General features: G+C 65.7%; 9 protein-coding genes. 3 read left to right on the forward strand and 6 right to left on the reverse strand.

Annotated elements, in window-relative coordinates:
* Window positions 1-839, forward strand: an 839-nt coding sequence (locus A2J02_RS23500) for a 4-hydroxybenzoate 3-monooxygenase (protein ID WP_068054362.1), incomplete at its 5' end; no start/stop codon positions are given.
* Window positions 840-916: 77 nt separating this feature from the next.
* On the opposite strand, the gene A2J02_RS23505 is transcribed toward A2J02_RS23500, so the two are convergent.
* The 6 genes from A2J02_RS23505 to benA all read right to left on the reverse strand — a co-directional run bounded on the left by A2J02_RS23505 (window position 917) and on the right by benA (window position 11,004).
* Window positions 917-2,164: a benzoate/H(+) symporter BenE family transporter gene (locus tag A2J02_RS23505; RefSeq protein ID WP_068054365.1), complete on the reverse strand. Its 1,248-nt coding sequence runs from the start codon at window positions 2,162-2,164 to the stop codon at window positions 917-919.
* A complete protein-coding gene (locus tag A2J02_RS23510; protein WP_068054368.1) occupies window positions 2,161-3,522 on the reverse strand; it encodes an MFS transporter in 1,362 nt (453 codons plus the stop codon). The genes A2J02_RS23505 and A2J02_RS23510 overlap by 4 nt, the downstream gene beginning before the upstream one ends.
* 151 nt (window positions 3,523-3,673) lie before the next feature.
* Entirely contained in the window at window positions 3,674-6,364 is a 2,691-nt protein-coding gene (locus tag A2J02_RS23515; RefSeq protein WP_068054431.1) for a LuxR C-terminal-related transcriptional regulator, read from the reverse strand.
* Between the two features lie 60 nt (window positions 6,365-6,424).
* The gene (gene benC, locus A2J02_RS23520) at window positions 6,425-9,139 is read right to left on the reverse strand and encodes a benzoate 1,2-dioxygenase electron transfer component BenC (protein WP_068054369.1); all 2,715 of its coding nucleotides are present in this window, start codon (window positions 9,137-9,139) and stop codon (window positions 6,425-6,427) included.
* Window positions 9,129-9,635, reverse strand: coding sequence for a benzoate 1,2-dioxygenase small subunit (gene benB / locus A2J02_RS23525; protein WP_068054372.1), 507 nt, complete (start codon window positions 9,633-9,635; stop codon window positions 9,129-9,131). The genes benC and benB overlap by 11 nt, the downstream gene beginning before the upstream one ends.
* A gap of 1 nt (window position 9,636) precedes the next feature.
* A complete protein-coding gene (benA, locus tag A2J02_RS23530) occupies window positions 9,637-11,004 on the reverse strand; it encodes a benzoate 1,2-dioxygenase large subunit (protein ID WP_068054434.1) in 1,368 nt (455 codons plus the stop codon).
* Window positions 11,005-11,255: 251 nt separating this feature from the next.
* Here benA and A2J02_RS23535 point away from each other — a divergent pair, with 251 nt between their 5' ends.
* Both A2J02_RS23535 and A2J02_RS23540 read left to right on the forward strand, forming a co-directional pair.
* Window positions 11,256-12,185 (forward strand): LysR family transcriptional regulator, encoded by a 930-nt coding sequence (locus tag A2J02_RS23535; protein ID WP_068054375.1) that lies wholly within the window; start codon window positions 11,256-11,258, stop codon window positions 12,183-12,185.
* The gene (locus tag A2J02_RS23540) at window positions 12,182-13,285 is read left to right on the forward strand and encodes a mandelate racemase/muconate lactonizing enzyme family protein (protein ID WP_068054378.1); all 1,104 of its coding nucleotides are present in this window, start codon (window positions 12,182-12,184) and stop codon (window positions 13,283-13,285) included. The genes A2J02_RS23535 and A2J02_RS23540 overlap by 4 nt, the downstream gene beginning before the upstream one ends.
* Window positions 13,286-13,301 lie beyond the last annotated feature (16 nt).

Raw genomic sequence — 13,301 nt, forward strand, 5'->3', positions numbered from 1 at the left:
AGAAAGCAGGCCAGCAGATCTTCTACGACGTCTCCGATACCGCGTTGCACGACGTCGAGTCCGACTCCCCGTACGTCACGTTCACCGATGCCTCGGGTACTCCGATGCGGATCGACGCGAATGTCGTTGCCGGGTGCGACGGTTCGTTCGGTCCGAGCCGCGCTGCGATGCCGGACTCGGTGCGCAACACCTGGGAGCGAACGTATCCGTTCTCCTGGCTCGGGGTGCTGGCTGACGTCGCGCCCTCGACCGACGAGCTCATCTATGCCTGGCATCAGGACGGATTCGCGATGCACTCCATGCGATCGTCGGCGGTCAGTCGGCTGTATCTGCAGGTGCCGAACGGGACCGACATCGCCACCTGGTCCGACGACCGAATCTGGGATGCATTGGCACGCAGGCTCGGTCACGGGCAGAACGGCTGGGAGCTCACTCCTGGACCGATCACCGAGAAAAGCGTCTTGCCGATGCGCAGCTACGTGCAGACGCCGATGCGACACGGCAACCTCTTTCTGGCCGGCGACGCCGCGCACATCGTGCCGCCGACCGGGGCGAAGGGCCTCAACCTCGCAGTGGCCGACGTCGCCCTGCTGGCACCGGCACTGACGTCGCTGCTGGGCAAGAACGATTCCCGCGCCGCCGATGCCTACAGTGACGACGCGCTCCGACGCGTCTGGCGTTGCACGCACTTCTCCTGGTGGATGACGACGATGCTGCACACCGGCGACGACCCGTTCGATGCGCAGTTGCAGCTCTCGCAGTTGAAATGGGTTGCTTCCAGCGAGGCCGGGGCAACGGGACTGGCGGAGAACTACGCCGGTCTGCCGATCGGCTTCTGACCCTCGAACTCTGCCGAACTCGAAGTTGTGGACGGAATATGCCCGGAATCCATCCATAACTTCGAGTTCGGCGGGAGCTACCGTCGACGATCCAACACGTAGGTCACCGCCACACCGGCGACCAGTCCCCAGAACGGAGCCCCCAGGCCCGCGACGTCGGTTCCCGAGACGGTGACCAGCAGGGTGATCAGCGGCGCGAGTACCGGACGGCCGGTCGAATCGGAGAATGCGGCGGTGAAGGCTCCGCGCAGTGCCTCGAGCATGGCCAGACCGGCGAGGGCGGCGATGAACGTCGCGGGTACCACGGCCAGTCCGCGCACCAACACCGGTGCCAGTACACCCACGACGATAGCCAGTGCGCCGCAGGTCATTCCGGCGATGTACTGCCGCGACCGTTCACCCACAGCGACGAGCAGTGCGTTGGTCGGACCGGCGAGACACGTCGACACCGCACCCAGCGGTGCGACGAGAAGCGACCACACCCCGCACGCGATGGTGACAGCGGTCATCGGAGGCCGATGGCCCGCGGAGCTCAGGACGGCAGCGCCTTGACCGTTCTGCACCGCGACCACGGTGATGGCGAGCGGTATCACCAACTGCGCCATTGCCGCCCCACTGAACGACGGCGCAACGAGTTCGGGCAGACCGATCAGAGGGAGCTCGGCCGCGGGGCCGGTCAGTGGGGTGTATCCGCCGGTGACCGCCAGCGCAGCGAGACCGGCCACCAATGCCGCCAGCACCGGAGGTATGCGCCTCGACCAGACATCGGATCGTGTCAGGGCCAACCACGCCACGACCATGGTGCCCGCGACCAGTACGTTCGACGAAACGGACTGCACCAGTCCGGTTCCGAACGACAGGAACGCGCCTGCAACCATCGCCATCACCACACTGTGCGGCAGAAAGGCCATCAGCTTCGCGACGACACCGGTGGCACCGAGCACGATGATCAGGACCCCCGTCGCGAGATAAGCCCCGACGACTTCCGGCCAGGTCAGCGACGCCAGCGACTGACCGACCAAAACGGTGCCCGGAATGGTCCAGAAAAAGCTCAGCGGCATTCGGTAGACCCAGCTCGCCACCAGGGTGAGAATGCCGTTGAGCACGAACACCCCGAACACCCATGACGCCGTCTGCGCGGCGGTGAGCGAGCCTGCTGCCGCGGCACCCATGATCACCGCAACGGGCCCGGTCGCGCTGAACAGCACGCCGGTCGCCCCTGCACCGACGTACAGCCCGCCGAAGTCCGCGCGCAGAGCACGCAGATTCGGCGGGCGACGTTCCGGTAGGTCGCTCGAGGTCGGCCTCTGGAAAATATCTGTCATTCAGCCACTTTCACCGGTTCTTCGATTGCTGGATCGGATCGACGCAGTGCCCGAACCGCAGGGACGGCTGTGGTGACGAGAGCTCCGAGCAGGGCAACGACGGCGAAGATGTAGAACGCCTGCGAGGACGCGATTCCCGCACCGAGCAGGATACCGCCGAGCAGCGGACCGAGAATGCCGCCGAGGCGTCCGAAACCGGCGCACCATGCGACGCCCGCCGCCCTGGCGGTCGTGGGGTAGTAATTGGAGACGAAGCCGTAGATCAGCACCTGGGTGCCGATAGCGCCGATGCCGGCACCGGCCACGGCGACGAGCAGTACGCCGAGCGGGAAATTCAACGTCAACAACACCAACGACAGTGCGGCAAGGCAGAAGGTGGCGGCGATGACGCGCTGTGGTCCGGTCCGATCGGCGACGCGAGAGGCGATCAATCCACCGATGATGGCACCACCGTTGAGCACCAACAGGAATGACAGCGACCCCTTGGCGTTGTATCCGGCCTCGGACATGATTTGCGGGAGCCAAGTATTGAGGCCGTAGGTCAGCAGCAGGCCGGAGAAGCTCATCAACCCGAGGAGTGCCGTCGGGCGCAGCAGTGGTTTGCGGGCGAGCGCGGCGAATCCGACGCGATCGCCGGCGACTGCGGGCTCGGGCTCGGGCATCGGGATTCCGGTCTTCGCGCAGATCTGCTGGGCATCGGCGACGCGTCCGTGCGCCAACAGCCATCGCGGTGATTCCGGCATACGGAGCACCGCGAGGGGCAGCAGGATGACCAGCGGCAGTGCTCCGATCCAGAACAGTCCGCGCCAGCCGATGCTGTCCTGCAGAGCGATTGCGGCCAGAGAAGCCAAAACGCCGCCGGCGGGGATACCGCTGTAGACGATGGCGTTGAACAGATTTCGACGGCCTGCCGGTGCGAACTCGGCGATCATCGCGCCTACCGTGGCGACGAGTCCGCCGACTCCGATTCCGGTGACGAATCGAAGGATTCCGAAAGCGGTGATGTTCTGGGCCAGTGCGGTGGCCCCCATCCCGACCGAGAACCACACGATGCACGTCAGCATCGTTCGCCGACGCCCGATGCGGTCGCCGAAGGCTCCGGCTGTCAAAGCACCCACCATGACTCCGATGAGAGCGTACGAACCGAGGGCACCGGCCTGCTCGGGGCTGAGGGCACCGAGTTGGGTCGAGTCGGCCAGCAGTGTCGGCAGGACGGTTCCGTACACGACGAGGTCGTATCCGTCGAAAACGATTGCTGCGGTGGAGAGTGCGACGATCCAGATCACGCTACGTCGGTGACGGTCGCTGGCCCAGCCGGCGGCTGCGCTGCGGGGCGTCGGAATTGTCGGTGAGGTCATCGACTGTCCTTCGGTAGAGGGCCCGTCGTGGCGGGCGAATGCGGCACCCGGTCGGTGCAGTACGGCAAGTGTGTCGCACTGTGCCCTGGGTCACACCGGGTAAATGCCTAGGATCGACCCAGGGTTCGTGCCGAAAAGCGCTGTTGCACAATCATGGTGGCGTGCTCTCGGATGCACGGGCCGCGGCGAGTTCGGAACGGGATCGAACGCCGAGCTTGGCATAAACACGCGTGAGATGGAATTGCACGGTCTTCACCGACAGGAACAGTTCCGCGGCCACTTCTCGATTGGTCAGACCCGTTGCGACGAGGCTGGATACCGCGTCCTCCTGTGGCGTCAGCGCGTTGTGCGGCCTGTCCTTGAGGATCGCGTGCACTCCACCTGCCTTGAGCTCGCGGTCGCACCGCCGGACGTACGTCGTAGCGCCGAGAGAAAGGTAGTCGTCGCGGGCCGCGGTGACCACCACGTCGGCTTCGCGTCGCTTGCCTGCCCGCCGCAACGTCTGGCCGTACGCGTAGTTCACCCGGGCGCGGTCGTACACCAGGGGCAGTGGCATGAGCGAATCCAAGGCATCCTCGAAAGAGGCTCGCGCAGAGTCCATGTCGCCGGTTGCGCCGTGCCATCTACCCCGCGCACACGCGAGCCGGGCATGTGCCGATCGGTGGCCGCGCTCTGCCACCCGGGCTTCGTGGGGAGTGAGGAAGGCATCGGCTTCGTCGAGCCTGCCCTCCACGATCAGCGCGTTGGCGTACACGTCCGGCCAGGCCCAGAAGCCCGGCTCGGAGACGTCGGCGTGTGCCCATTGCTGTGTCAGCGGACTCAGGGCGCGCAGGACACCGGCATAGTCGGCCCGAGCCTCGGAGATCGCTGCGCGGCCCAGAGCCGTGGGGACGCGCATGATCTCGTAATCTCTAGCGCCGGATTCACCTCGTCGTGAACTCGCCGCGGCGGCATCCCAGTCACCCCGAAGCGCGTGGATCTGCATGGCCGTCCACTGCAGGAGCGGGACGATGAGGGCGGCACCGGAACTGTCGGCCAGGTCGGAGGCGCGTCCGACTATCCGCAGCGCCGCGTCCCATTCTCCGGTGACGAAATACGTGCGGGCCAACCAGGCGTTGGCCCACAGTGCGATTCGGGTGGAGCCGCCGAGGAAGTCCGTCGGTGCCGCTGCTTCCAGTTCGGACCTCGCCAGCTCCACCGAGTCGGTGGCCAGGTGCAGCCAGCCGGCACCCATTTGCACTCGCTGTCCCACGGCTCCGGTGCCGGCCTGTCCCCACAGATCCTCGTAGCTGGCCAATGCTTCTGCGACGCGGCCGGTTCCGGCCAGACCGAGCCCGCGGATGGCCTGCGCCTCGACGGCAGTCGGATGGTCCGAGCCGACGAGTTCGACGGCGCGGTCGGCCCAGTACACCAGTGCGCCGCCGTCGCATCGGGCGAGATTGTGCAGGACCTGGCGATGACAGATGACGGCGGCGACGTCGCGATCGTGGCGGGTTCGGACGAGCTGCCACGCCCGTGTCAATCGGGCGTCGGCCTCCTGCGGGCGGCCCCGCAGAATGGCGAGATAGCCGAGAACGGCGTTGCGGCTCGGTGTTTCGTGCAGACTCTCGATCTCGGCGATGTAGTCCGATGCTCCGCGAACGTCACCGGCACCGATGAGGGCGTCGACGCCGCGCACGAGTCGATCCTCGCGTAGGCCTGCGTCGCCGGACGCTCGGCTCGAGAGCATGAAGAGCCTGGCAGCGGTAGCCCATTCTCCGGTCCGCGCGCGTTCTGCGGCAAGTGATTCGAGCTCGTCGGCCATGTGTGGCTCGGGTAGCAGCGCCGCCTCGGCGCGGTGCGCAAGCCGATCGGCCGGGTCGGATTCGGCGGACGCCGCGGCTCTGTGGACGTCGGCGACGCCGGTTCTGCTCATGGTGGCCAGTACGGCTGCGCGAATCATCCCGTCCGGGCACTCGAGCAGAGTGATACCCGATCGACGGCGCACGAGAACAAGGCCCAGTGCCTCCGCCAGATCGAGTGCAGCACTGGGATCATCGATCTCTGCTACCTCGCACACCGTCGAGACCGGTCGAGCGCCATCGAGCACGGCCACGGCCTGCACCAACCGAACTGTGTCCGCCGAACTCTCGCTCAGTGCCGCTCGCACCGATGCCTGCACGTACTCGGGTGCGGGTAGTTCGGGCCGCACGCCCGTCCACATGTGGCCGGGCAGTTCGGACAGCAGCGCCGACACCTGTTTCGGGCGTCCACCCGTGTGCGCGGTCAGGTGCGCGGCCGACGACGGTGAGAGGATGACGCCGCGCAGCGCAGCGAGTTCTGCGACGTTGTTGCTTCCCAGCGGTTCGACGACGAACCGGGTATCGGCTGCGCGATCGAGTATCTCGTGCGATTCGATGCTCCCCGCGGGCAGAATTCGACGGATGCACACCACGGCGATCTTCGAGTCGCGGTGGCGTCGGACGGTAGAGGCAAGTACGCGAAGCGAATCCGCGTCGGCGTCCTGAGCGTCGTCGATCAACACGGCGGTCACCGAGGGGCCGTTGCTGCCTGCGATTCGCTCCGGCAGCGTCCGGCCGTCGGCGATGTCGATCTCGGGGAAGCACTGGTGCGCGATCTCCCACGGCCTGCTCGTCTCCCACGGTACGGCGGACACCTGCCGGACGCGCGGGCGAGGCTCGGCCGCGTCGAGGCGGGCAGCCAGCTCTCGCAGCACCGCGGTCTTGCCGACACCTGCCGCGCCGTCCACGACGACGAACCTCGATCGGGCGTCGGCGTCCTGCACCTCGTCCACCAGCGCATCGAGCAGCTCGCCACGGGCAACGAGCGGCGCGGGGGACATGAGCTCACCGTAGCGGTGACGTGCGGGTACGTCCGGCAATCGAACCGACATCGCGCACACTCAGCCCGGGTCGCCGCCGGCGACGGGGAGCACCGTACCGGTGATGTACGACGCCTCGTCGGAGGCCAGGAAGCAGATCGCCGCGGCTTGCTCGTCCAGCGTCCCGTAGCGCTTGAGCAGGGACGAGTCGACGGTCTGATCGACGATGGCCTGGTACCACTGCTGTTCCTGATCGGTGCTCGGCGCAGGTCCGCGAGCGACGCGGCGCGGCGGTGCCTCGGTCCCTCCGGGCGCGGTCGCGACCACCCTGACCCCGTGCGGAGCCGCCTCCAGTGCGAGTGCAGAGGTGATGGCGTTGACTCCACCCTTGGCTGCGGCGTAGGGAACTCGGTGCACTCCGCGGGTCGCGACCGAGGAGACGTTGACGATGGTTCCGGTGCCTTTCGAGATCATGTGCGGGATCACCGCGCGACACGACCAGAGTGTGGGGAACAGCGAGCGCGAGATCTCCTTCTCGACCTGCTCCGGTGGGTACTCCGCGAACGGCTTCGCCCAGATGGTCCCGCCCACCACATGGATCGACACGTCCACTCGTCCGTGCGCTGCCAGCGCCGCGTCCACGGCGCTCGACGCACCGGCCCAGGTTTCGAGATCGGCCAGCACACTGGATGATTCGGTGCCGTCGCGGCCGAGCTCGGCGCTCAGTTCCTCGACGAGTTCGGATCGATCGGCCAGCATCAGGGTGCCGCCCTCCGCGGCGATTCTGCGTGCGACGCACTCTCCGATGCCCTGCGCCGCACCGGTGATCAGGACGACCTTCCCGGCGAACCGGCCCGGGCTGACGAATCTGGGTCGCTTGCTCGCGGCCGAGTCGTGCATGGCGCGCTTCATCGTGGTCTTGGAGCGGTCGGCATGGTCGGCGATCAAGGTGCGGGCGCGTTCTCGGTCGCCTGCCTCGAAAGCGTCGACGATGTCGAGGTGATCCTGGGCGCACAACGGGTCACACCACGTCGCATTGCGAAGCACGTCCTCCATGGCAGCTTCGACCCCGAGGGCCCGATATGCCTGCAGCAGATGCTCGTTGCGTGTCTGGGTGAACAGGTAGTCGTGGAAGGCGGCGTTGGTTTCGGTGTACGCGGCCGCGTCGACGAAGCGATCGCCGTCCACGTAGCGCGTGGTGGCTTCCGCGAGCAATCGGTAGCCCGCGATCTGCTGGGAGCTGAGCCTGCCGATGACCAACTCCAGTGCGCCGAGTTCGAGTGCGCGTCGGGCCTCGAACACCGCATCGGATTCGTGCACCGAAGGATGTTCCTCGCCGATCTCGTAGTCGACGGTGGCTGCGGCAGGCTCGACGCGGTCGAACAACGGCTCGATTTCTCGGTCCGGCCATATGCGTTGACCGGCGACCGACTGGGCATCGGGTGTGACGGCGAGACCGTCCGATGACTCGTCGAGTGGGTCGGCACTACCGGTGCCGTGGGAGACGATGCGCTGGCGGGCGATCGAGGTGATGGCAAGGGCTTCGTCGCTCGCCGAGATCGCAGTGCCGGCGCGGAGGGGATTCTCGTCGCGAGCATCGAACAGCGTTCGGCCGCAGACGGATCGAGCTTCGGTGGCAGGCCGGTCCTCGGTGACGAGGTCGTGCTCTTCGGCACCCGTCGCGGGAACCCGTTCGACCGCAACGGGCGTGGGGTCCGCAGCAGTCGGCTCCACGACGGGATCAGGACGCTCGACGGCCGGGGCAGACGGCGCGAACTTCTCGTAGTAGAAGCCGGTCGGTTCGATTCCCGACTCGGCGAAGTGCGCACGCACGGCCTCCACCATCGGCGGAGGACCGCACAGGTAGACGGCAACATCGCCGTCGTACAGGTGTTCCTCGCTCAGCAGCGACGTGACGTAGCCCTTGTTCGCGGCCGTGCTGTTCGGATCCGACACACAGTGATCGAAAGTGAACGCATCGAGTTGCGAGGCGAGTGCGGCCAGCTCGTCGAGGAGTACGACGTCCTCGTCGGTGCTGACGCCGTAGACCAGATGCACGGGACGCGACGACGATTCGGCCGCCAAGGTGCGCAGAATCGACAGGATGGGAGCCAAGCCGGTTCCGCCGGCCAACAGCAGCGCGGGCCGTTGCGCTTCCCGAAGGAAGAAGCTGCCGTGCGGCCCGGTGAACGAGATCTTGTCCCCGACGGCTGCGGCGTCGGCCAGGTAGGTCGACATCGACCCGTCGGGGGTCAGCTTCACCAGGAACTCGAGCTCGTCGGACCCGGACACGCAGCTGAACGAGTACGACCGGGTCTGCTCCGATCCGGGCACGGTGATGTTGACGTACTGGCCCGGTAGGAAGGTGAGTTCGTCGCCCTGCGGTGCCTCGACGGCCAGGCGAACCGTCGTCGGTGAGAGTCGATCGACTGCGGTGACCACGGTTTCGTGCGTCGCCGCTCGGGTTTTCGCAACCGCGGAGGTGCTGGCGATCTGGAGTACGAGGTCGGACTTCGGAGTCATGCTGCACGGCAGGCAGTAGCCCTGCTCCGATTCGCCGGCGCTGAGCGCGTCGTCGAGGTACGTGCCGCCGTCGAAGTCGCCGGATTCGCACAGTGCCTTGCAGGTTCCGCACGCCCCGTCCCGGCAGTCGAGGGGGATGTTGATTCGCGACCGATAGGCGGCGTCGGCGACGGTCTGGCCGTCGGAACAGGTGATGAATCGGGTGACGCCGTCCTCGAAGGACAGTGCGACGGAATGGCTCACGAGGGGTCTCCTTTCCTGATCAGAAGTGATAGATGTCGACGACGTGGTGGATGTAGTCGTTCTTGAGCACCACGGTCTTGCGGCGGATCAACGGTGATTCGCCCGAGAAGTCGATGGTGTAGAAGGACGTCCCGTAGTACGGATCGATCGCCTTGTATCGGAAGTACATCGTGTGCCAGTTGAAACGCACATCGACCAGGTCGCCTCGGCGTTCGATCACCTCGACGTTGCTGATGTTGTGACTCGTGCGCGGCTCGGGAATCGAGGTGGCACTGGAGCGCTCGGTGCGGATGCGGAACACGCGGTCCTCGAGGCCACCCTTGTTCTCGTAGTAGATCAGCGAGATGTCGGTCTGCGGATCCTCGGTGAGCAGATCGTCGTCGCCCCAGCAGGGCATCCAGTACTCGACGTCGTCGGCGTAGCAGGTGAGCCAGAGTTCGAACTCCCGGTCGTCGAGGTATCGGGCCTCGCGGTAGAGGAACTGCTCGATCGCGCTCTGCGTGATGCGAGTTTCGGTGGAGGTCATGTCATTTCACCCGGCTCTCGGTAGCTGTCCTGTCGATGGCAGCGAGCAGGGTGCTGCGCCAGTAGCCGTGCTGAACGGGGAAGAGTCCCTCGTCCTCGTTCTTGACTCCCGCGGAGATCACCCCGTGCATGTCCAGTGCTTCGGCCACTGGATCCGGCCCGGTCAGCCAGTGCTCGGCACCGCGGCTCATGTCGTTCCACGGCGCATTGGTCGCCTGGAACGTCAGCTGGCAGGAGCGGAATTCTTCCAGGTCGTCGGGGGTGGCCATGCCGGACGCGTTGAAGAAGTCCTCGTACTGCCGAATGCGGTGCGAGCGAGCCTCTTTGCTCTCACCCTTGGGAGCGATGCAGTAGATGGTGACCTCGGTCTTGTCCGGCGCGATCGGGCGGAAGTGCCTGATCTGGGTGCTGAACTGATCCATCAGGTACACGTTCGGGTACAGGCACAGGTTGCGTGAGCCCTTCACCATGAATTCGCCCTTGGCATCGCCGAATTGCTCCTTGAGCGCATCCATCTGGTCCCACAGCGGCCGATCCTGGGGGTTGGCGGCCCACGTCCACAGGCACAGGTGCCCGTTGGGGTAGGACCAGTAGCCGCCACCGGACTTGCCCCAGCCGCCTGCGTCGAGGGCCTTGGTGGTGTTCTTCGATTCGCCGTTGTTGCGCCGCGAGGTGGTCGCGGCATAGTTCCAGTGCACGGCACTGACGTGATATCCGTCGGCACCGTTCTCGGCCTGCACCTTCCAGTTGCCGTCGAAGGTGTAGGTCGAGGAACCCCGCAGTACTTCGAGACCGTCCGGTGATTGATCGACGAGCATGTCGATGACCTTGGTGGTGTCGCCGAGGTGCTCGGCGAGCGTCGATACGTCGTCGTTCAGGCTGGCGAACAGGAACCCTCGGTAGCTCTCGAACCTCGGCACCTTGGTGAGGTTGTGCGAGCCGTCGACATCGAACGTGTCCGGATAGCCGGCACCCTCGGGATCTTTGACTTTGAGGAGTGTGCCGTCGTTGCGAAATGTCCAGCCGTGGAACGGACATGTGAGGGTGGGGCGATTGTCGGTCTTCCGGCGGCACAGCATCGCGCCACGGTGCGCACAGGCGTTGATGAGGCAGTGCAGCTCCCCGTCCTTGTCGCGGGTGATGACCACCGGCTGACGACCCATGTGCACGGTGAAGTAGTCGCCGTTGTTCGGAATCTGGCTCTCGTGGGCGATGTAGATCCAGTTGCCCTCGAAGATGTGCTTCATCTCGAGCTCGAAGATCTCCTCGTCGGTGAAGATGCTCCGATTGGCTCGATAGATGCCGGCGTCGGCATCGTCGATCACCGCTCCGTCGATGGCGGCGTGCGCCTGATCCAAGATTTCCGTCATGGTCGTGTCCTCGCTGTCGTTCGATTCCGCGGCGGTGCAAGTCGCGTGGCGGTTGTCTCCGACTCTGACACCGAGTGGCACCGGTCACACCAGGGCTTTGCCTAGGCTCGACCAGGGTGCCTATTGATCACGTTCACTTATCAATCGACCGGAAATAGGTCTTTGCCGTCGATGGATGTGCGGCTTACTGTGGGCAGGGTCACGCCGAGGAGTACGTCGGCTCGGAACGCGATATCGGAGAGGAAGTCACCGTGGAGCTGCGGCACCTGTATCAGTTCGTGGCGGTGGCCGAGACGTGCCACTTCGGTCAGGCCGCCAAGCGCCTGCATCTGGCGCAGCCGGCGCTCTCCCAGTCGGTTCGTCAACTCGAGGCAGAACTCGGCGTCACGCTGCTCACTCGCACCACACGGCAGGTCAGCCTGACGCCTGCGGGCGAGTTCTTCTACCGCGAGACGGTCCGAAACCTGGAGAACATCGAGCGAAGCACCCACGGTGTTCGACGCATCGCCGAGGGGCGCTACGGGCTGGTTCGTATCGGTTTCACCGGTACCGCTGCCTTCGATCAGCTGCCGCCGATCGCCAGAGCGATCAAGCAGCGCCTGCCCGGGCTCGCACTCGAGGTCCACGGGGATCTGCTCACTCCTGCTCAGGTGGAGGGGCTGCGCTCCGAGCAACTCGACGTGGCGGTACTGCGGCCGCCCGTGGCGGGCGACGATCTGGTCATCCGCACCATCACCACCGAATCTCTCTTGCTGGCAGTGCCCGTCGACCATCGGTACGCCGCCGAGGCCGCACTCGAGGTAGCCGACCTCGCCTACGAGGACTTCGTGATGTACGCGGACTCGCATTCGGTGGTCAACGAGGCAGTTCTACGTAGTTGCCGCGCAGCGGGTTTCAGCCCCCGGCGTGAGCACGAGGCCCCCGACACGTCCGTGTTGCTGGCCCTGGTCGCTGCCGGGCTCGGGGTGGCTCTCGTTCCGGAATCCGTCCGAGCACTGCAACTCACCGGGGTCGTCTTCCGTGACATCGCGGGCGCAAGCACCATAGATCTGGCATTGGCCTGGCATCGCGACCGACCGTCGGCCCTCGTCGACGCATTGGTCGGCGCTCTCGAAGAGGCCGGGGTCCTGCCCCGCGTCGACACGCTTTCTCCATCACCAGACCCGAAGGCAGTTCTATGAAGATCGTTGCAGTCGAGGCGATTCCGTACAGCATTCCGTATGTCAAACCGTTGAAATTCGCCAGCGGAGAGGTGCATGCCGCCGAGCACGTGCTGGTTCGAGTGCACACCGACGACGGTATCGTCGGCACCGCAGACGCGCCCCCACGTCCCTTCACCTACGGCGAAACTCAGCGCGGAATCGTCGCGGTAATCGAAAGCCTCTTCATCCCAGCGATTCTCGGACTGACCCTGCTCGATCGGGAAGTGATCCGTTCCAGGCTGACCCGCACCGTGGGCAACCCGGTGGCGAAGGCTGCGATCGACATGGCCGTCTGGGACGCGCTCGGCCGCACCCTCGACCTGTCCGTCACCGAGATGCTCGGCGGATACACCGACCGGATGCGGGTGAGCCATATGCTCGGATTCGACACTCCGGCAGCGATGGTCGACGAGGCGACTCGAATGCGCGACACCTACGGAATCGAGGTGTTCAAGATCAAGGTCGGTCGCCGGCCCGTAGCCCTCGACACCGCCGTCGTGCGCGCGCTCAGGGAAGGTCTCGGCGAGGGCGTCGAACTGTACGTGGACGGCAATCGCGGCTGGACTGCTGCAGAATCGGCACGCGCCATGAAGGACATGGCCGATCTCGGACTCACCCTTGCCGAGGAACTGTGCCCGGCCGACGATGTTCTCGGTCGCCGCTGGCTGGTGCAGCAACTCGATGTCCCCTTCGTCGCAGACGAATCGGCCACCACGCCTGCCGAAGTGACTCGCGAGATCCTCGGGGGATCGGCGACGGCGGTGAGCATCAAGACCGCCCGCACTGGGTTCACCGACTCGACGCGAATCCATCACCTGTGCGAGGGCCTCGGCCTGGATGTGGTGATGGGCAACCAGATCGACGGTCAACTCGGCTCGGCCTGCACCGTTGCCTTCGGTGCCGCCTTCGACCTGACCTCGCGTCGAGCCGGGGAACTTTCGAACTTCCTCGACATGAGCGACGACCTGGTGACAGAGCCGCTCGAGATCCGCGACGGAGAACTCACCGTCCCCACCGGTTCCGGTCACGGCATCGACATCGACCCCTACAAACTCTCCACCTACCGCATCGACACCTAGCCCCGAGAACGAGGAG

The sequence above is a fragment of the Rhodococcus sp. EPR-147 genome (assembly GCF_001647185.1).
Taxonomy (GTDB): domain Bacteria; phylum Actinomycetota; class Actinomycetes; order Mycobacteriales; family Mycobacteriaceae; genus Rhodococcoides.